This window comes from Paenibacillus sp. PvR098 (assembly GCF_017833255.1).
In the GTDB taxonomy this organism is placed as follows: Bacteria; Bacillota; Bacilli; order Paenibacillales; family NBRC-103111; genus Paenibacillus_G.
Map to the genome: position 1 here is coordinate 3,172,361 of NZ_JAFIBU010000001.1, position 20,905 is coordinate 3,193,265.

At 47.6% G+C, this 20,905-nt stretch carries 21 protein-coding genes, 2 pseudogenes and 1 riboswitch; of the genes and pseudogenes, 7 read left to right on the forward strand and 16 right to left on the reverse strand.

Translation table 11 applies throughout. The features are described from left to right. Nucleotides 1–10 precede the first annotated feature (10 nt). The 13 genes from JOE45_RS15740 to JOE45_RS15800 form a co-directional block, all read right to left on the reverse strand. The gene (locus JOE45_RS15740) at nt 11–1,138 is read right to left on the reverse strand and encodes a LuxE/PaaK family acyltransferase (protein ID WP_210019347.1); all 1,128 of its coding nucleotides are present in this window, start codon (nt 1,136–1,138) and stop codon (nt 11–13) included. Nucleotides 1,139–1,206: 68 nt separating this feature from the next. After that, nucleotides 1,207–2,238 (reverse strand): ABC transporter substrate-binding protein, encoded by a 1,032-nt coding sequence (locus JOE45_RS15745; RefSeq protein WP_210019346.1) that lies wholly within the window; start codon nt 2,236–2,238, stop codon nt 1,207–1,209. Further along, entirely contained in the window at nt 2,235–2,996 is a 762-nt protein-coding gene (locus JOE45_RS15750; protein WP_210019345.1) for an ABC transporter permease, read from the reverse strand. Before JOE45_RS15750 ends, JOE45_RS15745 begins: the two co-directional genes overlap by 4 nt. Continuing rightward, nucleotides 2,993–3,742, reverse strand: coding sequence for an ABC transporter ATP-binding protein (locus JOE45_RS15755; RefSeq protein ID WP_210019344.1), 750 nt, complete (start codon nt 3,740–3,742; stop codon nt 2,993–2,995). Before JOE45_RS15755 ends, JOE45_RS15750 begins: the two co-directional genes overlap by 4 nt. A gap of 54 nt (nt 3,743–3,796) precedes the next feature. Further along, nucleotides 3,797–3,906, reverse strand: a riboswitch (TPP riboswitch). 80 nt (nt 3,907–3,986) lie between these two features. Then, on the reverse strand, nt 3,987–4,985 hold the full coding sequence (gene pdxA, locus JOE45_RS15760) for a 4-hydroxythreonine-4-phosphate dehydrogenase PdxA (RefSeq protein ID WP_210019343.1): 999 nt from the start codon (nt 4,983–4,985) through the stop codon (nt 3,987–3,989). Between the two features lie 5 nt (nt 4,986–4,990). Beyond that, on the reverse strand, nt 4,991–6,274 hold the full coding sequence (locus tag JOE45_RS15765) for a four-carbon acid sugar kinase family protein (RefSeq protein ID WP_210019342.1): 1,284 nt from the start codon (nt 6,272–6,274) through the stop codon (nt 4,991–4,993). Between the two features lie 41 nt (nt 6,275–6,315). After that, complete coding sequence (locus tag JOE45_RS15770) at nt 6,316–7,314, reverse strand: 2-keto-3-deoxygluconate permease (protein ID WP_210019341.1); 999 nt, start codon at nt 7,312–7,314, stop codon at nt 6,316–6,318. 151 nt (nt 7,315–7,465) lie between these two features. After that, entirely contained in the window at nt 7,466–9,337 is a 1,872-nt protein-coding gene (locus JOE45_RS15775) for a sigma-54-dependent Fis family transcriptional regulator (protein ID WP_210019340.1), read from the reverse strand. Between the two features lie 46 nt (nt 9,338–9,383). Further along, on the reverse strand, nt 9,384–10,280 hold the full coding sequence (locus JOE45_RS15780) for a DMT family transporter (RefSeq protein ID WP_210019339.1): 897 nt from the start codon (nt 10,278–10,280) through the stop codon (nt 9,384–9,386). Nucleotides 10,281–10,306: 26 nt separating this feature from the next. Beyond that, nucleotides 10,307–11,509: an MFS transporter gene (locus JOE45_RS15785; RefSeq protein WP_245247030.1), complete on the reverse strand. Its 1,203-nt coding sequence runs from the start codon at nt 11,507–11,509 to the stop codon at nt 10,307–10,309. Next, entirely contained in the window at nt 11,506–11,955 is a 450-nt protein-coding gene (locus tag JOE45_RS15790) for a MarR family winged helix-turn-helix transcriptional regulator (protein WP_210019338.1), read from the reverse strand. The genes JOE45_RS15785 and JOE45_RS15790 overlap by 4 nt, the downstream gene beginning before the upstream one ends. A gap of 129 nt (nt 11,956–12,084) precedes the next feature. Next, nucleotides 12,085–12,855, reverse strand: a complete 771-nt coding sequence (locus JOE45_RS15795; RefSeq protein ID WP_210019337.1) for a dioxygenase family protein — start codon at nt 12,853–12,855, stop codon at nt 12,085–12,087. Between the two features lie 13 nt (nt 12,856–12,868). After that, nucleotides 12,869–13,522 carry an alpha/beta hydrolase gene (locus JOE45_RS15800; protein WP_210019336.1) on the reverse strand — a complete coding sequence of 218 codons (654 nt, stop codon included), beginning with the start codon at nt 13,520–13,522 and terminating at the stop codon, nt 12,869–12,871. Between the two features lie 164 nt (nt 13,523–13,686). Between JOE45_RS15800 and JOE45_RS15805 the strand changes: the two genes are divergently transcribed. The 3 genes from JOE45_RS15805 to JOE45_RS15815 all read left to right on the forward strand — a co-directional run bounded on the left by JOE45_RS15805 (nt 13,687) and on the right by JOE45_RS15815 (nt 15,820). Continuing rightward, nucleotides 13,687–14,235 carry a helix-turn-helix domain-containing protein gene (locus JOE45_RS15805; protein ID WP_210019335.1) on the forward strand — a complete coding sequence of 183 codons (549 nt, stop codon included), beginning with the start codon at nt 13,687–13,689 and terminating at the stop codon, nt 14,233–14,235. Between the two features lie 52 nt (nt 14,236–14,287). Next, nucleotides 14,288–14,590 carry an ArsR/SmtB family transcription factor gene (locus JOE45_RS15810; RefSeq protein ID WP_210023273.1) on the forward strand — a complete coding sequence of 101 codons (303 nt, stop codon included), beginning with the start codon at nt 14,288–14,290 and terminating at the stop codon, nt 14,588–14,590. Between the two features lie 198 nt (nt 14,591–14,788). Then, nucleotides 14,789–15,820 (forward strand): LLM class flavin-dependent oxidoreductase, encoded by a 1,032-nt coding sequence (locus JOE45_RS15815; RefSeq protein WP_210019334.1) that lies wholly within the window; start codon nt 14,789–14,791, stop codon nt 15,818–15,820. A 72-nt stretch (nt 15,821–15,892) separates the two neighbouring features. Here JOE45_RS15815 and JOE45_RS23600 read toward each other — a convergent pair. Further along, nucleotides 15,893–16,041: pseudogene (locus tag JOE45_RS23600) on the reverse strand (ArsR/SmtB family transcription factor); the annotation flags it as partial. 1 nt (nt 16,042) lies between these two features. Then, a complete protein-coding gene (locus tag JOE45_RS15825; protein WP_210019332.1) occupies nt 16,043–16,468 on the reverse strand; it encodes an SRPBCC family protein in 426 nt (141 codons plus the stop codon). A gap of 236 nt (nt 16,469–16,704) precedes the next feature. Here JOE45_RS15825 and JOE45_RS15830 point away from each other — a divergent pair, with 236 nt between their 5' ends. Together JOE45_RS15830 and JOE45_RS15835 are read left to right on the forward strand one after the other, a co-directional pair. Then, nucleotides 16,705–17,778 carry a ParM/StbA family protein gene (locus tag JOE45_RS15830; protein WP_210019331.1) on the forward strand — a complete coding sequence of 358 codons (1,074 nt, stop codon included), beginning with the start codon at nt 16,705–16,707 and terminating at the stop codon, nt 17,776–17,778. Between the two features lie 5 nt (nt 17,779–17,783). Continuing rightward, nucleotides 17,784–18,215 carry a hypothetical protein gene (locus tag JOE45_RS15835; protein WP_210019330.1) on the forward strand — a complete coding sequence of 144 codons (432 nt, stop codon included), beginning with the start codon at nt 17,784–17,786 and terminating at the stop codon, nt 18,213–18,215. Here JOE45_RS15835 and JOE45_RS15840 read toward each other — a convergent pair. After that, nucleotides 18,208–18,378: pseudogene (locus tag JOE45_RS15840) on the reverse strand (proton-conducting transporter transmembrane domain-containing protein); the annotation flags it as partial. The gene JOE45_RS15835 and the pseudogene JOE45_RS15840 overlap by 8 nt on opposite strands. A gap of 34 nt (nt 18,379–18,412) precedes the next feature. Between JOE45_RS15840 and JOE45_RS15845 the strand changes: the two are divergent. Next, entirely contained in the window at nt 18,413–18,643 is a 231-nt protein-coding gene (locus tag JOE45_RS15845) for a hypothetical protein (protein ID WP_210019329.1), read from the forward strand. Nucleotides 18,644–18,830: 187 nt separating this feature from the next. Next, nucleotides 18,831–20,705, forward strand: a complete 1,875-nt coding sequence (locus JOE45_RS15850; protein WP_210019328.1) for a PrpR N-terminal domain-containing protein — start codon at nt 18,831–18,833, stop codon at nt 20,703–20,705. Nucleotides 20,706–20,905 lie beyond the last annotated feature (200 nt).

A 20,905-nucleotide genomic window follows, 5' to 3' on the forward strand; every position in this document is an offset into this window, starting at 1 on the left:
ATACTTTCACCTACTTCTTATTTGAACTCATCAGCTGGTCGATGGCTATGGAGCAGCCGCGGGCTTCCGAGCCTTTGATCCTCCCCAGCAGGACAAGCCCGTGTTCGTTCTTATACCCCATATCCTCCGTGAGAACAGCAAATGCCGAATTCCAACTGCCCAGATCATAATGGGCAAGCACACCGGTTTCCCCATCAGGAACCGGCTCCAATGAATCAGGATGAAGAACAAGCGTTCGAATCCAGGGGGGATTCGCTTTTTCGTGCACGGTGCGTCCCGTAAGTAAGCTGCTGCGTATGGTCTGATCATAGATTTGGGAGCTGAGCTCGGTCATCCCGTACATATTCACGCAGGACTCGCGCTTCAGTCCAAAATACCCTTCGATCTTCTGGTACAGCTCCTCCGCCGCGATCTCGCGGGACTGTCCTTTCAGACCGCCTGTATCAAAAAGACGGCTCCCCTGCGGAAGCTCGACTTGATATGAATGTTCAGCACAGTAATCCAGCAAATGCACATAAGCAAAGGTGGCCCCGATCAGAAGCACCGGTTCGTTACGAGCCGCACACTCCTGAAGTGACGCAAGAACCCCTTCCATATCCAACCCGCCTTCTTGCGAGTAGAAAAACCGGCTGCCGGATGTGCCGTAATGCTCCACAGCCTTCGTCAAATAACGGGAGAGGGAAGAATTACGATTCAGGTCGGCCGCGGGAGACAGCACCAATACCGTAATCTGGTCACGGTCCGGAAGCACATAATGTTTGAAAGGAGGCGCCATCGAGGCATCCCATACCTCCAAGGTCGGATGATAATGCTTGCCCCGCTTGTCCGCATTCGTTGTTCCGCTTGTCATGAATACGGCTTCCGCTTCCTCCGCCGGCTCGCAGGATAGCGTCAGCTCTTTAAACGCCTGAATCGGGATCGGCGGAATTTCTCGCCAATCCCTTACCGTTAATGGGGATTTACGCCGGGCCTGGCCATATTTCTTGTACGCTGCGTTATGCTGGAATTGATAGCGAAACAGCTTCATGGCTGCCTCTTGAAACGAAGCCTCCGTTTCCGCCTCCGTTACATCGCCTGCCGAGAAGCGCTCGATATACCCCAAAATATGTTGTACGATTTCTCTCGATTCCGCCTTCAAATGCGTTCCCCCTCCCTATATCACAATTCCCATTATTGAAAGCTTGATTCCGGCTCACACTTAGGGCATTACTTCTTCGGCACCAGGTCATTGGTCACAATGTCATTTAGCTTCAAATTGTTTTCGATCAAACCGAGCTTCTTATATACATCGGCGCCTTCCTGCAGCACAGACGCATCCAGCCAACCGAGTCCGTTTTTGTCCGTATCTGCGGATACCGTCGATTCATTGCGAAGTTTAATAATCTCCACATTGCGCTGCTTATCTTTCCCGTCGATTGCTTTTGTCAAAGCAACTTCCGCTGCCGCGTCGGGATTCTGAATCATCCACTCTGCGCTTTTCTTATAAGCCTCCAGGAAGTTCTTCAGCATTTCTTTCTTCTGCTGGAAGGTCTCCTCGGTTACAACGAACACATCGCTCGGTACATTCAAAGAATCCCTCACGTTGATGACATTCACGTCTCCGAGTCCCTTCAGCTTCGCATCGGACAAGCCCGTATCTGTGGCCGCCGTTGCATCTACCTGTCCTTGGATCAGAGGAGCGAAATTGGATACGCCGGTTTCCACGATGGTGACGTCCTTTTCCGTTAGTCCAGCCTGATTCAGAACAACCAGCAGGTTATGCCGGGTGCCGCTGGATAGACTGTATACCCCGATCTTTTTCCCCTTGAGATCTTTAGGATCCTGGATGTTTTTATCCTTCAGAGACACGATATTAAATACGTTTTGAGGATAAATATTATAAATGACATGCAGCTTCTCGCCTTTATCTAAAGCAAAGTATAAGGAACCCGGGTCTGTAAACGCAATGTCGGCCTGCTTGGACAAAATGTTCTTAATCGCATCTCCGCCCCCGGCACCCGGAACAAACGTAAAATCAATACCTTTTTCCTTAAACCAGCCTTGCTCCTCCGCATGATAAAGATTCGTTTGTTCGGTGATCGGCTTGCTCCAGCTGGCCATTACGACCTTTTGCGGCTGCGATGGCGCCTCGGCTGCCGGTGGAGCTGAATGGGTTTCATTCGAGGATGAGGTGCCACATGCCGATAACAGCAGACTCCCCGCCAATATCATGATGGCTGCGATAGAATATTTTTTCATTTGTCTTTCTCCCTTTTATATGGTTTTAATTTGATCCGCTCTACGATAATAACCACTTGATACAAGGCCATGCCCAGAACAGTGAGCAGCAGCAGCACAGAAAACATCAAGGGCGTATCCATCATGCCCTGGGAGGCGATGATCAAAGCGCCGAGGCCTTGGTTGCCCCCGATAAACTCACCGACCACCGCCCCCACTACAGCCAACACCACAGCGACGCGAAGCCCTGAAAGAATACCAGGCAATCCCGCCGGCAGCTTCAACCGGATCAACGTCTGCCACCGGGAGGCCCCCAGCACCCGGAACAAGTCCCGCTTCAACGGGTCTACGTAGTGGATAGCGGTTACAGTGCTTTCCAGCAGAGGAAAGAAGGAGATTAACGCCGTGATGACGACTTTGGGGGTGGTTCCGAATCCGAACCAGATCATAAATAACGGAGCCAGCGCCAGCTTAGGGACCGCTTGACTGGCCACGATATAAGGGGATAAAAGCCGCCTTAACCACGCCCACTCTCCCATCCCGATTCCGCAAAGAACCCCGAACAAGCCGCCCAGCAGCAAGCCGAGTACAATCTCGAGCAGCGTTTGGCCGATATGTTTCGTAAAATATCCAGTGACCAAACCCGTCCACAGGGTATCCGCTATGACAGAGGGGGCAGGCAGTACCAGCTCTGAGACCCCGCTGGAGCGGACAAAGCCCTCCCATACGGCGATCATCAGTACAAAAAGCCCGACCGGAAGGATAGAATTCCGAATCACTTCCGCTCCCCTCCTTCCATCGCCTGTCTTACCGCTAGACAGACTCGGTTAAATTCGCTGTCATAGCGCATCTCATAATGGCGCGAATCAGGTAGAGGTACGGAGTATTCCCCCGCAATTCCTCCTCCATGAAGAACAATGACACGATCCGATAAATACACGGCCTCCGTAATATCATGGGTAATAAAGAGGACCGTGATCTTCTTGCTCCTGCACAGCTGGAGGAGATCCTCCTGCAAAGACTCCCTTGTCAACGCATCCAACGCGGCGAAAGGCTCATCCATCAGCAGCAAGGACGGCTCTCGTATCAATGCTCGGGCAATGCCCACGCGGCTTTGCTGTCCGCCGGACAGCTCGGCGGGATATTTATCCGCATGCAGAGCCAAACCCATGCGTTCCAAATAGGCATCTGCCGCTTCCCGGTCCGCCCGTGTCGGCTTACGCACCAAAGACACCGGCAGCAGGACATTCTCCCTTACGGTTTGCCATTCCAACAAAGTAGGCGCTTGAAATACAACACCAACTTGGGTTTGCGGCTTCGTTACCGGCTTGTCCGCGATCCGGACCTTTCCTTCGTCAGGCGTCAGCAATCCTGCTGCCATTTTTAACAGGGTCGTCTTGCCGCACCCGCTTCTCCCGACCAGGGTAACAAATTCACCCTCCTGTACCTGCAAATGCAGGCTATGGATGACTTGTTGCTCCCCATTATAGTTGTGACTTACTCCTTGAAATTCCAGGTAGGTCACCTTAATCCTCCCCCTGCCCTCAGCTAACAAAAAACACACCTTGCCCATAGCAAAGTGCGTTCCCTCACCTCTCCCTACGCTGGCATGACCCAACAGGTTCAAATGGTTAACGGCGAACCAGCCGTACTCTCAGTCCGATTCCTCAGACCCCCATGCTGTATACAATTACATCCATGATACGCTATATATTATCGGATGGTCAAGAAAGAGCCTGTGTTCCTATATTCGGAACACAGGCTCTTTATTACATATCCTTAGGAGCTAATTCAATGGCATCCCGAATGGCCGCTAACATGCTTCGTTCATCGGCAACATTTTTACCTGCAATATCAAAAGCGGTTCCGTGGTCTACCGAGGTGCGAATGATTCCGCCTTTTAACCCGACCGTAATGTTAACCCCTTCTTCCAATCCCAATACCTTAATAGGTCCGTGACCTTGGTCGTGATAGCAGGCCACAACGATGTCAAAATCGCCGCGAACCGCACGGAAAAACAACGTATCGGCCGGGTACGGTCCTGTGACATCCATGCCCTCTGCTTTAGCCTTCTCGATGGCCGGAATCAACTTCTCTTCTTCTTCCCCGTTCCCGAACAATCCATTCTCACCGGCATGGGGATTAATCCCGCATACCGCAATTTTCGGCTGGGATTTCCCCGCACGGGTCAGCGTCTCATGAGCCAGCTTAACGACCGTATACGTTCTTTCCGGATTAATCATTTCGATCGCTTTAATCAATCCCACGTGAGTGGTGAGATGGATGACCTTGAGATTCGGTGAGGATAACAGCATAGAATAATCCTCAGTATCAGTTAATTCGGCCAGGATTTCGGTATGACCCGGATACAGATGTCCTCCTTTATGAAGGGCTTCTTTATTCAAGGGAGCCGTACAAATCGCATGAATTTCCTTCGCCTTGGCGAGCTCCACTGCCTTTTTAATAAATTGGAAGGCCGCGTTCCCCGCTTCACTCGACACTTGCCCAAACGGTAAGTCTTCCGGCAAAATATCCAAATCAACACAATCGATGATGCCGTGCTGGAATACAGCCTCGCTAAGCTGACTAATTTTACGAATGTTCACGTCCGCCTGCACCACTTTTCTGGCCCGCTCCAGAATTTTGTAATCGCCTATGACAACCGGCTTGCATTGATCGTACACCTGAGCGGATTGCAGAGCTTTCACGATAATTTCCGGACCAATGCCTGAAGCATCGCCCATCGTTATACCTATGACTGGTTTCATATGGTTCATTCCCCCTTGAGCTTTTGTATGGAATTGAGCAGCGATAAGTCCGTACCGAATGCCCCCGCTTTGGTGATGGCATACATGGGCTTAGCTCCAATGGTGCGGCCAAGCGGGATGCCGATTTCCACTTCGGCAATGAGATGAAATCCGGTCACGCCCAGCTGCATGCAGACCTGCTTCGCCGTATCGCCTCCGGTTAACACCATGCCCTTGATTTCACAGGCTTCGATGAGCCATGAAGTCACTGTTCCCAGCGCCCCGGATATCGAATTGCTCACAGCGCTTTCGTCCATCCCGTTCTTTTTCCCCAGCCGCTGTGCCTCTTCAATATCTTCAGGTCTTCCTGAGGAAAAGAGAGCAATATCATGCCGATCATCCAGTGCCCTCTTCGCTTCCTCATACACCCTTTGCATCTCTGCCTTGCGTGATGCATTATCGGCTACAAGCAAGGAAGACCGGAGCTCTATTCCTTTAATATGAGGCTGTTGAACGACAATGTCCAGCTGCTTTCGGGTGGTTGGGCTTACGCTGCCGACCACGAGCAGCACAGGCTTTTGATCTCGCTGAATGTCAAGCTCGATCTCCTTCGTTTGCAGCCCGTAGATTTCCGGCAAATAGTTGGCAAGTCCTGCCGAGCCTACCCAACAAACGGAGCGGCCGATGCGGGCCATCGTTTGAACAATACGCCTTAAATCCTCTTCCTCTTCGGCATCAAATACGACATATCGGATTCCATCTTCCTGACACTGGATAAGCTTCGCCTGAACAGCTTCCAATCCAGAACGCAGCTCCTCATAAGTAACCAAGGCGATCGGCTGCTCCGACTGACTTTGAATAATGCTCGGAATAAAGGAATCGCGAACAGGCGTTTTCGGATCTTTTGCGATTTCCGTTTCACTCAAAGGTTTCTCGTGAAGATAGTGATAGCCATCGATCGTTTTTCTGCCATTCTTTGGATAAGCAGGTGCAATCACGACAAAGTCCGGGCGGAATACTTCGTATAAAGCGTCGATCTCCGCTCCAAGATTTCCCCTCAGGGTAGAATCGACTTTTTTATAAATCACATCAAAGCTGCCGGATTTGAGTACCTGCGATACTTCTTTTACCTTATCGTACGCTTGACTCCGGGGTAACCAGCGGCTGTCCGTATCGATAACAACCGCTTCCTGATGGATTGCCGTTACATCTGGCTCGAACAGCACTGACGTATTCAATCCGTAACGAGCCAGCTGCACTCCGCTGTCATTAGCCCCGGTCAAATCATCAGCAATCATCGCTAATTTCAACGCCTTCACCTCTCTTGGAGTAAGTTCCGGGCAGCTGCAGCTTACTGCTGAGCCGCCTCTCCTCTTTGAATTCCATACTTTTCAAGTTGTCCCTTCTTTTCCAAACGTTTCACGAGGAACGCAATAAAAATCGGCATCAGAATGGCTGTCGTTACCACACTTGCGGCGACTTGCACTGTGGCCAATTCGGCCATCGGAGCGAATGCGGCGTTGGCGGCGGCGATGGCTGCAGGCGTTGCTACGGCGTTGCCTGCCGTAGAACCTTCGGCCGCTCCGACAATAGGGTTCCAGCCGATCGCTTTAAATACGAGGTAACCGCCCAAGCCTGTAAATAGGACCGTGGCCACACCCAGCATAACCCCGCTGATCCCGCCATTGATAATGGCGTTGAAGTCAATTCCCATACCCAATGCGAACGCAAAGAACGGAATTAACATATTGCTGCCCTTCGCAAAAAATGTCCTCATTTCGGGATCCAGATTCCCAAGCACCATCCCTACCACAATCGGAAGTAACACAGAAACGAAGGATACAAACGAAAACATACCTTCAACAAATCCCATCGCTCCAAAAATCGATAAAGCCACCATCGTCAAAAACGGGCCGTCATTCAGCGCCAGCAAGGAATACGCCGCTTTATCGTCTTCTTTCCCGTATTGACCGACAACCGCCATGTAGAGGCCGCCGTTACTGTTGGTCATTGCCGCAATAATGGCGATAGGCGCCAATCCAAGGAATAATCCGTTAGGTCCGGCCAGCAAAAAAGCCGCTAAACCGAATAAGGCTCCGATTAACCATTTGATGGTCAATAAGGTTGCGCCTTTGCCTAAGGAAACTCCAACATTTCTAAGATTGATTTGGGCTCCTGCACAAAGAAGGAACAGAGCAATCAACGTCGAAGCGCCGTTAACGAACAACGCCTGTGTGAAATTTCCGATCCTTAATAAATCAGGCGCAAACGTATTTATAGTTGCAGCCAGCAGCAAGGGTACGACCATCATCCCCCCCGGGATGCGTTCTAAGGTTGCTTTGATTTTCATGATGAAACCTCCTGGAATGTTTAAATATTATACAAGTATATTAAAACCGCTTTCATTTTCATCTCAATCATAAATCAAAGTGTTAAAAAAATCAACATAAAAATCATTATTAGACCATAAAAACAAAAAAACTAACCAAGGTGTTTATTTTTTAAACACCTTGGTTAGTTTTGGTTGCTTTCAGCTTTCTCCACAATGTAGCTCGCGTAATGCCCAGCCGCTTGGCCGCTCTGGATTGATTCATGTTCTCCTCGGTAAGAACTCTCCCGATAATCTCGTACTCAATCTCCTCAAGCGTTTGGCCGATATCGATTTCCATGACATCGCCTCGTGCTGTATTTTTGACCTTGTCCGAATGCATTGGCATGGACAGCAGGGACAACACGGGCTCTTCGATATATTGTCCTTCCGACAACCTTACGAAGGCATCAACCATATGTTCAAGCTCTTCCAGGTTGCCTTGCCAAGCATATTCAGACAGCTTCTCCAGTACCTCTTCCCGGATCCCGACAATTTGCTTTCCATACTTTTCATTATATTTCCCGATAAAATAGCGGATATACTCATCCAGATCCTCCAGCCTTTCACGTAAGGGCGGAATATAAATTTCATGGGCCGAGATGAGGCGATACAGCTCTTCGCATAGGATTCCTTGATCGAGCATGGCCTTCGAGGATTCCCTGAAGGATAGGATAAACTTATAGGTCTCCCGCTCCAGCAGCCGGCTGATGACGGACTGACTGGAATGGTCAAATTTATCCAGCCCTTTCAGATAGACCGATCCGGCTTCGCCCCCTGATAGTGCGTCTTTTAATCCGGAAAGAGCGCCGGGAGTGCCTGCCTTGATATCCACTTCGATAAACAATCCGTTCCCCGGTCCAAGCGACCCGTGAATGGCACCCGCAATATATTTTTTCCCTGTTCCTTCTTCCCCATACAGGGTAATGAGGCGCTCGGCGGCCGCTTGCTTCGCTTTCTCGACGGCTTTCTTGCCTGCCTTGGCTGATCCTAAGATTTGAGTAAACGAAATGATAGGCGGCTCCTCATATTGAATCTCCAGCTCATCCCCTGCGGCCCGCAGCGATTTCATTTTTATATAATACAGCCGCTGATGCTTGTCCTCTTCAAAAATCCCCATGGTCCACTGCAGCTGCTGACCGCCAGCATTCACATAGGATATCGCCTTTTTATTTTCATTCACGGTTTGCACTATGGCGATCCAATCGGGAAACAATTCAATTAAAGATGGGTTTGCCTGCTCTCCGAAAAGCTGCACAAACCGATGAAAGCTAGGATTGGAAAATCTGATCCTCCCCTGCTCGTCCACAATCGCAATGCCTTCCTTCAGTTCATTGAGCAGCACTTCATAAGCCTGAATTTTCTTATCGCTGCGTGAGAGCACCTGATATACCTGCTTCGCGTGATGGAAGGCTTCAATAACAGACTCTCTGCCTGAAGTAATCAAGACCCCCTGTAAGCCGTGCTTCTTGGCCATTCTTATGGTCACGGTATCTCCCACAACCACCTGGACGCCCTTTTCTTTCGCTTCCAGAATAATCCCCTCGACTTGTGACTCTTCATGAATCACGGTATAAGGAATATCGATCCCCATCAGGTGGGAAACCGCAATGACTCCATCGCAAATATTCGGAAAAGCCACCATCTCCAGCTTTCCCTTATAGTCTTTGATTAAGGTTAATGTCCGAAGAATATCGAAGCCTGATAAAGGGATTTCAATCACTGGCTGTGGCACATGATCCCGGAGAAGATTAGCCGTTCCTCCGCGGCTTATAACCATTTGGTACCCTTCGTTTTCCAAATGCCTATAGATGGCCAACGCTTCTTCAAGATCGCCTTCCCTTACCGTGATATCAAAATCATTTTGTTCCGAAGCAAGGCTTAAAGCTAGTTCCTTCAATCCTCTATATGGGGCTAGCAATAAAATCTTGATCTTCATAGCAAGTAGACCCTCCGACTCTTCTTGATTGCTGTTAATCAGCTGCTTGCTCAAACAACAAAGCACTTTAAGCCCCTCCCTCTGTTCGGGTCACCTAAAGTGCTTAAACTGTTTAAAGTGTATCACTATCCGTATGATAATTCATCCCTCTATTTTTCCTGCGACGCTCCCCTTTTCTCGAGTTAACAAGCCACACCCCGGCAAGAATACAGACGATACCGCCCAAGGTTGCAGGCTTAAGACTCTCGTTCAGAACAAGAACCCCCGATAGTACTCCGACCACCGGAACCATCAGCAGCGAGACGGATGCTTTGCTTGCTTCTAATGTCGATAGGATACGATACCACAGAATAAAAGCAAACGCCGATGCGACAACTCCCGCAAATACAATATACAGGACAGGCATGATCCCCCAGTCACTTTCCGTATGCTCAAAGAGAAATGAATACAGGAAGAGACCTGCGGCCCCCACAGCCATCTGCCATGTCGTAAACTGCATATTATCGCAATGAACTAATTTCCTTTTCATAATGACTGTGGATACCGCCCATGTAACACCCGATGATAGTGCCAGAAAAAAGACGCTGTATCCCCCTCCCAAATGTACATCGAGAGTTAAAAACAACCCGGCTATTCCCAATATCACCCCGGCCGTTTTGGCGAGGGTTAACCGCTCCCCCGGGATCCAATAATGGGCCATGACGGTAAGCCACAGCGGCATGCTGTACGTCAGAACGGAAGTTAATCCGGCGCTCATGTCATTTAAAGCCAGCTGTATGGCAATATTGAAATAGGTGGTGTGCAGGAGACCGCACGCGATGATCCACTTCCAGTCCTTTTTATCCGGTAGCGGAACTCGTTTATACACATAAAAGATCAGCAGCACCGCCGCACCCAATCCGAACCTGTAACCTGCGAACAACACCGGGGGGAAAACGGTATTCGCCTGCTTCATCACAACCCAATTAAATCCCCAAATTAAACATAAGATCACAATCATCACGTTCATGACTAGCTCCTCTAGATGTATTCCATTCAAATTGCCTTTTTATTTACCGTACTTCCCGACTTCATGAGGTTGACTTTCCGATGATGCAAGCCATAATAAATGACTGCCGTACAAGCAACAACCAGACCAGCGATGAAATACATCGTATGATAACTGGTGCTGGCTGCCACAATGCCTAGAAGATAAGCGCCCAGGCCGTAGCCGGTATCAAACAGGACAAAATAGGTGCCCGTTGCCACTCCTCTTCGATGATTCGGGGCCGATTGAACCGCTATCGTTTGGAAACTTGGGAGAAGCGCGCCAAACCCGAGCCCGATGATCCCCCCTGTCATCAAAAACACAAGCGGCGTTTGAGCCAGGCTTAATCCGATCATGCCTAGCGAAAACAGTACGATGCCCGGGTAAACCAGAACATGAGGTCCTAACCGGTCAAATATTTTTCCCGTAAAGGGTCTGGATACGACAATCATTGCAGCAAAAATCATAAAAAAATAACTTGCATAGGACCCCATCCCCATGTCAATCGCATACACGGATATAAAAGTGGTGATCGCTCCGTAGGAAAAAGCCAGAATACTTCCAGCTAACGAAATAGGCAGCGCCTCCGGTTCGATAAACTTCCTCCAGCCCGTGGCACGTTCCGTTTTCTTCCGCTCTTCCTGTTCGGGGATCCTTACCATGATCCCGCAAATAAATGATAATAAAGCAAGCACGACACAGAACCCGAATAAAACAGCATCATTAAAATGCTCCATCACGGTCAGCCCCAAAAAAGGCCCGATCACCATGGCAAGACTCATAAACAGGCTAAAATAGCCGATCCCTTCCCCTTTGCGATGATCTGGAACCAATCCAATGGCAATCGCTCCTGTCGCCGTCGCGGCCATTCCGAACCCGATGCCGTGCAGAAACCGTAAGACAAGCAAAGCATAGAAATGATCGACAAGCGCATAGACGGCGGTGCAGCCCATAAACAGCGCCAGCGATAAAATAATGATTTTCCGTTTATTAAACTCGTCAATCCATTTGCCCGCCAGAGGCCGAAAAATAACGGCCGCAATTACAAACACGGTCATGACCAGCCCGATTTGCTCTTGTCCTCCCATTAATGAATCCGTAACAAAGATCGGAAGCGTGACGGCCAAAATATAAAACGTCATAAATAAAAAAAAGCTGCTGAAACATACAGCAACAAAATCGCGATTCCATAAGCCTTGTTCCCTGTTCAAAGTTGTTCCTCCACCTCATTAATGATTCGGTTGGCATTTCTGGTAATCCGGTTCAGCATGACTCTAAGAAGGTCAATTTCTTCCTTCGACAAACCCTGTAAGGCCGAGTTTATGACCTCTTTTTCGACAGGCAGCAGCACCTCGTTTACCGATTTTCCTTTGTCTGTAATGAACGTTAAAAAGGATCTCCGATCGACGGCGTTCGGCCTTCTTTCGACGAGACCTTTGCGCTCCAGCTGGTCTAATATTCTTGTGATGTTAGTCTGGTCTTTTTCCGCTCTTTGGGCTAAATCCTTTTGACTAATTCCATCCTGCTCCGCCAACCGGTTCAATACCGTCCATTGCTCTGTTGTAATGGCATAAGGCTGATAATGAAGCGAGAGCAGATGACTTAATCTGCGGCCAGCATGATTTATAATGAAACCTAAGGAATGATCAATATTCAAGAATGGACCTCCCCATTTAATTGCTATAGCAATTATAGGTTCGGCATGTATTTCTGTCAATGAAGCCAATCCATCTTGAGCTCAAAAAAAATGAGCCCTTGGGCTCATCATGTATGAGATGTATTCCATTTATTCAAACTTCCAAGCGCTTAAACTGAGGTTGCCGTACTGATAGCTCCGATGCAGCAGCGTCGCCTTTTGATTGGAATCGCCGCTGCCCATCGCTAATAACAGCGGGATAAAATGCTCAGGCGTGGGAACCGCTTCTTTAGCATACGGTGCGATTTCGTGATATCGAAATAATGATTCCACATCCCACGCGGTCAGTTTGTCTTCAAGCCATTGATCAAATTCTGCTGCCCACGGGTTGATATGGGATGCTCCCCATTCCAATCTTCGTAAGTTATGAACCGTGCCTCCGCTTCCGATGATCAATATATCCTTCTCTCGAAGTGAGGACAATGCCCTGCCGATACGGTATTGTTCAGCATTCGTCAAATGACGGTTTACGGATAGAGCGATCACCGGAATATCCGCATCCGGATAGAGCAGATGCAGGACGACCCAAGCGCCATGATCCAAGCCCCGAACGGGATCGATTCCCGCCGGGATATTCTCCTTTTGGAATAAAGCTTGAACTTCGCTCGCGAGGGCCAGATCACCGGGAGCAGGATATTGCATTTGATACAGCTCATTCTGGAAACCGGAAAAATCATAGATCGTTTCGTACGCCGCTGACCCGGACACCTGTAGTTCCCCGCTCTCCCAGTGAGCGGAGAATAAAACGATGGCTTTAGGCTTGGGAAGCTGGGAAGCCAACTCCTTCAAAAAGGTGGTATATGGGTTATTCTCTAATGCAAGCGACGGGGCGCCATGGCCAATAAAAAAGGATGGTAGCATAGCAAAAGCTCCTTTATGATGTTATAGTCATCGCATTCTGCTGCAGCCAAATGGTAAAGTCTCTTTTGTTCTCAAGGGTCACTTCATGGCCGGCTGCATAAGTTCTGTAGGTGACATGATCGGATACTTGACGGAGATAGTCATGGTTGTCATCACCAAGCTGCCTCGGAAAAATGGGGTCAAATTCGCCATGAGATATAAAGACGGACAACTTTTTTACCGTTTGAATCGGATACTCGTTTTTCACAAATGATGGAATATATCCATTCAAGGCCACGATTCCTTTGATTTGTTCTCCCATGACGAGGGCCAGCGACATCGACAGAATGGCCCCCTGACTAAAGCCGAGAAGATAGCGGCGAGCAGGATCAATAGCGTATTTATTCGTAGCATAACCCATAAATTGCTCCAACCGCTGTACCGCTTGATCGAAGAGTTCGCGAATCGGATTGCCGATGCTTTTAATATGGAAATAAGCATACCCACTCCCCAAGGGGAGGTCACCACGAATGCTGATCACGATAAAATCTTCTTTTAAACCATCAAGTAAAGGAATCATATTTAGTTCATTAGACCCTTTCCCATGCATGGCGAAAATGACCGGATACTTCGTTACAGGGTTATAGCCCTGGGGCAATATAACCTCATATTTATAGTGTGCAGACATCGGAATCCTTCCTTTACTTAGGATATTTAAGGAATTGGTATTCTTATACAAAACTTTAGTTCATATTTGTTAACTTAAAAATACCATCCCACGTTTGTACTGTCAATCATTTGTTTGGTAATATGAATAATATATATTTAACAATAAACCAAGGGGCGTTCCGTATGGATATTGGAGCTACAATTCGTGCAATACGTAAAAGAAAAAAACTGACCATTCCGCAGCTGTGCGAAGGAACCGGACTTTCCAAGGGTTTTATCAGTAATGTGGAAAATAATAAAACCTCCCCTTCCATTGCTACTTTAGAGAGCATTGCTGCTTTTCTCAAAGTTCCTCTCCCTTATTTACTGCTGCAAAAAGATGAACGTATGCACGTGACCCGGAAAGAAGAAAGGGAGCGGACTACCACAGGCAAAGAAAAATTAAACGTAGAACTTCTCTCTGCCAAAGCAGGCCTGCGCATGATGATCGTGGAGTTTCCTCTGGGAGCCACAACCGGGGACAACCCCCATGCTCATGAAGGAGAGGAGTGCCATTTCGTTTTAAAGGGAACAATCTTAGCAGAGCAGGGAGAAGATCAGGCGGTGCTGGAAGAAGGAGATTCCTTCAGCTGGAATGCCAGTGTTCCCCATAAAGTAACCAATATCGGAGAAGACCCCGCCCTTGTGCTAATCTCAGTTTATAGAGAGGCTCACTCCGATGATATGATGTAACGCAAGCTCAACGTATATTGACACATCGAGGTTTCAAGATATAATGAGAGGCATGAACCCAATACTCGTTTTTAAAGCACTGTCGAACGAAACACGTCTGCAAATTCTCCAATGGTTGAAGGAGCCTGACAAACACTTTCCCTTGCAAGAAGGCGGTGACAATAAGAAAATCGGGGTTTGTGTCGGTCACATTCAAGAAAAGGCCGGCTTATCGCAATCGACGGTTTCCCAGTACCTGTTGATGCTTCAGAGAGCGGGTCTGCTGGAGGCGACTCGTCACGGCCAATGGACATACTACAGACGAAACGAACCGGCTCTTCAAGAGCTGGCCGGTTATATCAAGGACCAGCTATAGCATAGCTTCCCAAGATACATGGCTGAGTTTTCTTGCCTCATTGGAAATTCATCCATGTTTTATCGCGGTTGGTATATCTAAAAAATTAGATATACCAATAAATAAATTTAACTACTGGGAAATCGATATACAGTAAATAATAAAAAACTGGAACTCTTCATAAATGAAGTTACATTCCAGCCGGAAGGGGAATCTGCAATGTCAGAAAGCAGCAATGCACCTAAACGAATTCGAGAAATTCCCATTTCTATTTTGGATCTTGCACCCATTGTCGTAGGCAGCACGGCGGCAAAATCTTTTAAAAATACACTCGACCTTGCACGTCATGCCGAGAAATGGGGCTATCACCGTTACTGGCTTGCAGAGCATCACAACATGACAGGGATCGCCAGCTCAGCCACATCGCTTGTCATTGGACATGTCGCTGCCGGTACGGAAAAAATCCGGGTGGGCTCCGGCGGAATCATGCTGCCCAATCATGCGCCCTTGGTGATTGCCGAGCAGTTCGGAACTTTAGAATCCTTATTCCCGGGCCGTATTGATCTTGGATTAGGAAGAGCACCGGGATCAGACCAGCCGGCAGCCCGTGCCCTGCGACGTGGTTTGGGGAGCGACGGCCATGATTTTCCTGAACAGTTAAGCGAGCTTCGGGCTTACTTGAATCCGTCTATGGGATCACGCCCGATGGGGGTAAGAGCCGTCCCGGGTGAGGGCTTGAATATCCCGATCTGGCTTCTGGGCTCCAGCGGCTTTAGTGCGCAGTTAGCGGGCCAGCTTGGTCTTCCCTTCGCTTTCGCCAGCCATTTCGCACCGGATTATATCCTGCAAGCGTTGGAGCTGTACCGCAGCAACTTCCGTCCTTCAGAAGCGCTGGATAAGCCTTACGCCATGATCGGCATGAACGTTATTGCAGCCGATACCGTTGAAGAGGCTAAGAAGCTGGCCACTTCGCAGGAACAGCAGTTTCTTAACCTCATCCGCGGTCGTCCCGGCCAGCTAAATCCACCGGTCGATAGCATGGATTCTCTGTGGGGCGCCCATGAGAAAGCGATGGTTCAAAAACAGCTGAGCTTTACTGTTGCCGGGAATCAAGAGATGCTGCGGGAGCAATTAGAAGTTTATCTTGAACAAACACAAGCCGACGAATTGATTGTGACGGCCCAAATCTATGATCATCAAGCCCGATTGCGATCCTATGAAATTCTGGCAGAGGTTATGAACGGCAAGTAAATCACCTTGGGCAACCAGATAAACATCATAGCAAAAAGAGAGGTAGCGCTGCGCACCTCTCTTTTTGCTATGATGCTTGGACACGGCCGTCCGACTCATCGGAAAGTATCCGCTGATGACGGTCACAGGCAGCTCCTGATCGACAAGCAATTGGAGCAGCTGCCGGCGGTCGGATCAGCGATGGCTTGAAAAACATCATGCTTTGGTGAAGGGGCCGCCATATTAAGCCTCGACGTACTCGCTCAGCGTCTTGAGAAGGCCAACCCAGCCATTGTCCATCCGTTCGCGAATCATCGCGTGTGTTTGCCCGAATTCGGTTGCCTTGTCCGCATCCCAGCCGGAATGGATCAGCGTAAACTCGGTTTGATTACCCTTCTCCATTAATTCGAAGGTGAGGGTCCAATCTTTGCCCCACTTGAAAGAAAGACGGTGAGGCGGATCGATTTCAGTTACTGTGCAAGGAGACTTCCCGAATGCACCTGCTTCCAGGTGAAACTCATGTCCGACTACAGGCTGAAAATCATTAGGCATGAACCATGCCGAGATTCCCTCCGATGTCGCCACGGCGTCCCACACTTTTTGAATCGGGGCGTTCAACAGCTGCATCTTACGGATGTCCGGCAATGTATTTTGATTTTTACTTTCCATAGACTTACCTCCAGGTTCATTGATGAATAACTCCGCATTATATTTTGTGACCACATTTCCCAAACTATCCTATTTGTCATCGGATTTATGAAACCAAATGGTTTATGCATTAGATGCTACGACACCATTTGGTTTCATGTCAAGACTCTAGGTATTTGTCACATCCTTTCCCCCATTGCATATTATTTTTGTATACTCAATCATCACCTGAACATTCATGACATGGAGGGATACAAATGAGCAAGCTCACTGTAATGGGGATAGACCATGGGAACGGGTATTTTAAAGGATACAGCAATGATGTCAAAGGATTAGTGCTTCCAAGTGGATTTCTTACGAAAGATAGTGTGAAAAGGGAGGACTCCACGGGAGTAGGCGATATCAAATACAGTGAGTTTGAGTCCAGTCTATACGAGGGAGAACGTTATATGTGGGGCCATGCGGTGAATTTAGCCAAAGGCAAGTTCCTTTCCACCTATACAAGCGAAGACCGATATGCTCAAAAATATTACAAGTTATTAAGTCAATTTGGCTTGGCCAGCCTGATCCAAGAGGAAGAAGGAGCATTTGACGTTTTTCTTGTCACCGGTTGTCCTTCGCGGGAAAAGGGTACAAAGCGGGAGGAGGAACTCGCTCGTATATTCAAGGGCAGACACAGTGTCCTAATGAATGATCGTCTTAAAGTCATTAACGTAAAGGAATGCAAAATTTTGCCTCAGCCGCTGGGGAGTATCCTGGACTTATACATTGATGACGAGGGACATATCGACCGACAAGAGATCGGAACTTCTTATATCGGCATTGTAGATATCGGTTCCGGTACGACAGATTGTGACGGAATTGATTCGTTAAGAGCCATCCCGGAGGATCGTCATACGATTCCGGTAGGGCTTCATGAAATATATCAACGCCTTGCGGATTTCATCAATTCCGAGAACCCGGATGCTTATGCGACACCTAAAAGCGTAGAGATCCAATTCGATTGTGATGATTACCAAGTCTCAAAACGTCTTACCATCCCTATTAAAGAGGTTAAGGAAACCATAGTCCGTGAAACGGCGGAATATATCATTAATGAGCTTCAAATCCGTTGGAGAAACCGCAGCAAGTTTGACATGGTTATTTTGACGGGCGGCGGTGTCAAAGTCATGGAACCTTGGTTCAAAACATTTATTAAAGACATCACCGTTATCGAGGATTATCAAATAGCCAACGCCAGAGGATTCCTGAAATTCGGTTTATTGCTTTCTAAAAATCATGATGACGCCGAAGAACGCCTGAACCGGCAGGCCGTCCTAATCAGGAGCTGATATACGTGAAGAAAGCTGGATCCATTGTTTTTCAATTAAACTCCAGTGACTTCGAAAGCAAAGGCAAAGCGGATCGTTTGTTGACATTTTATAAACAACTGCTGAGAAACCGTCGTCTGGCTCGATTCTGCAAAGAGGCTTTTATCGAAAAAGCCGATCGTCATCTGAGTGGGTTAGAGGAACAGTACACCCTGCTCCATAGCCACATTAAATCAAAGGGCTTGGATTATATCCTGGATGCCATACGAGAGAAAGAAACACGAACGTCGTCCGTTGTAGATGAGGAAGATTTCGAAAAGGCAGTCCAACAGATCCTCCAAGCTCTTTTGAGGGAGTTTCACAACGAGCATCACACGCCTATTTCCCTCGATCCCCAAGAACCCATCCCTTTACCAAAACCAAAACCGGATATGGTCAAATTAATGGCTTTACTGTAATGGATGAAACCACTTGCCGCTGCGTAGAGTAGGGTGTCCGTGCCACGAGATAAACACCGGCGGCAACCATCGTAGCAGCATGAATCAGAGCACTGATCGGCGTCGGACCTTCCATAGCATCCGGCAGCCACGTGTGCAGCGGAAATTGCCCAGATTTCCCGATCGCGCAACATTCGGTTAATGACGTAACCGTACAAATGCAAGATGTTTATGAAGCTGCTCAACACATGATGGCACCCATTGATCAAATTGCTTCTAGCATAAATCAAATCGCTCATATTTCTATGGAAAACGCATCTAAAACCCAGCAAGTTTCCGTTTCCGTGGACAACCAGTCTTCTTCGTCTGAGGAAATCAATGCATCTGCCGCGTCATTGGCCAAGATGGCCGAGGAGCTTCAGGAAATAGTTCAGAAATTTAAAATTTAATTTGGGTCGTATATGGGTTTTCTTGAAATAATAAAAAACAGGCTCGCACTTCATACAACGAGCCTGTTTTTTTTTGCCCCAATCTGCCTGTGATATGGATTGCTGATATTGTCCGTATTGAATCCTAGTACTAGTTGGGCTACAATGATTGTATGAAATTGCAACACACCGCATTTGGAGGTCCCCTATGAACAAAATATTAGTGATCGCGCCTTACCAAGGATTGAAAGAATTGTTTCTGGAAGTCAACGAGGACCTTCAAAAAAACATCCATGTCGAGGTAGGCGATTTATACAAGGGCTTGGCCATAGCCAAAGAAAATGAAAATAAGGGCTATGATGTGATTATTAGCAGAGGAGCAACAGCCATATTACTGCAGGATCACTGTCAGCTTCCCGTAGTAGATGTGAAAATTTCTGGCTATGATATCTTACGGACGCTAACGCTGATCAAGGGATATCCTGAGAAAATTGGAGTCATGAGTTATCGGAATACCATTCAAGGTGCCGATGTAGTAGGCAAACTGCTTGAGATGGATCTTACTTTCTTTCCCATAAGTACGGAAATGGAGATTGAAGGCCAAATCCGTTCAGCCATAGACCAAAACATCCAAGTTATTATCGGGGACCGGATATCCACATATACGGCATCTCAAATGGGATTAAAGGCCATTTTGATCACTTCAGGGAGAGAGTCGGTTGAAGAGGCTTTAAAAGAAGCCGAGAAGGTAGCGTATTATACGAAGAAGGAGAGAACACTTCGTCAATTATATGAATCGATTGTACAGGATTACCCGGATGGCATTCTTGTCATGGATGAACATGGTCAAATTCAGGTGCTAAACGACAAAGCGGAGAAATTGCTTGACCTTCCGAAAGAACAAGCTACAGTACAAAAGCTTCGGGGAATTCATCCTGCATTAGGTGTTTCCCATGGTGCGCAAAGTGGAACAGATATAAAGGAAATCATCGAAATGAACGGTGATACCGTGATTTTGAACAAAAGCACTATAGCCGTTCAGGGAAACCTGCCCGGCGAGCTGACGATTCTGCAGACGGTAAGTGACATCCAAGAAACGGAGAGTCTGGTTCGTCAAAAGCAATCGCTTAAAAGCTCGCGGGCGACCAAGCATTTCAATCACCTCGTTGCCAGTTCCCCAGCCATGAAAGAGGTGATCCGAACGGCCAAACAATTTAGTAAATCAAACTCACCTCTATTGATTTACGGTGAACCGGGAACAGGCAAGCACAGTCTGGCTCAGGCGATTCACAATGCAAGCGGACGAAAAAAACAGCCGTTTCTATTTATTAACTGCGAGGCTTTTAACGAAAAAAACACGGAGCTGAAACTACTGGGAGATCATCAGGAGCAGGTACCGGGGATCTTTGAGATTGCGCATGGCGGAACGGTATTCATTGATGCCATCGGAAAATTATCACTTTCACTGCAAGCCAAGTTAATTAACATCTTAATGGAGAAGAAGGTTTCCCGTCAAAATGGCGGAAAAACAATCCCTATAGATGTTCGTATCATTGCCGCCCACCCCAATTCCCTGCATGAACTCGTGGAATCAGGCCGATTCCGTGAAGATTTGTACTACCTTTTGAATGGGGGGACAATTGTTATTCCCCCTTTAAGGGAACGCAGAGAAGATATTCGGGAATTGATCCGTTGGTTTATCGTATCGGCCAATCTGAAAATCGGAAAACAGATTGTGGGCTGTCGGGAAGAGGTGCAAAACAGATTAATACAAGCTTCATGGCCGGGAAATGTGTTGGAATTAGAGCTTATGGTTGAACGAATGTGTGTATTTACGTCAGGCCCTTTCATCGAATTGAAGGATGTGCTGCCTTTTTTAGAGGAAATGGATATGAATGCAAACCACCAACCGCATGTTCAAGGTGTTGATATTGCGGGCAAAACATTAGATCAATTGGAGAAAGAAATTATTTCCAAAGTCCTGGAAGAAGAAAATCATAATCAAACGTCGGTAGCCAAACGATTAGGCATTAACCGTTCGACTCTGTGGCGTAAAATCAAGGAAATTGAACTAAACCAATAACCAAGGCTAATCTATTAGCATGTAAAGACTTATTTTACAATGTCACTTGAACCGTTTGGCGGGTGTATATCACCTTTGAACGGTTAGGGTGACATTTTTGTTTTTAAAAATGTTGCTTTACTACACAAATGGAAAATAAAATCTAAAAATCGCCCTACCTCGTCTCATTAGAAGTCACTAAAACTGGATAAATCCACCAT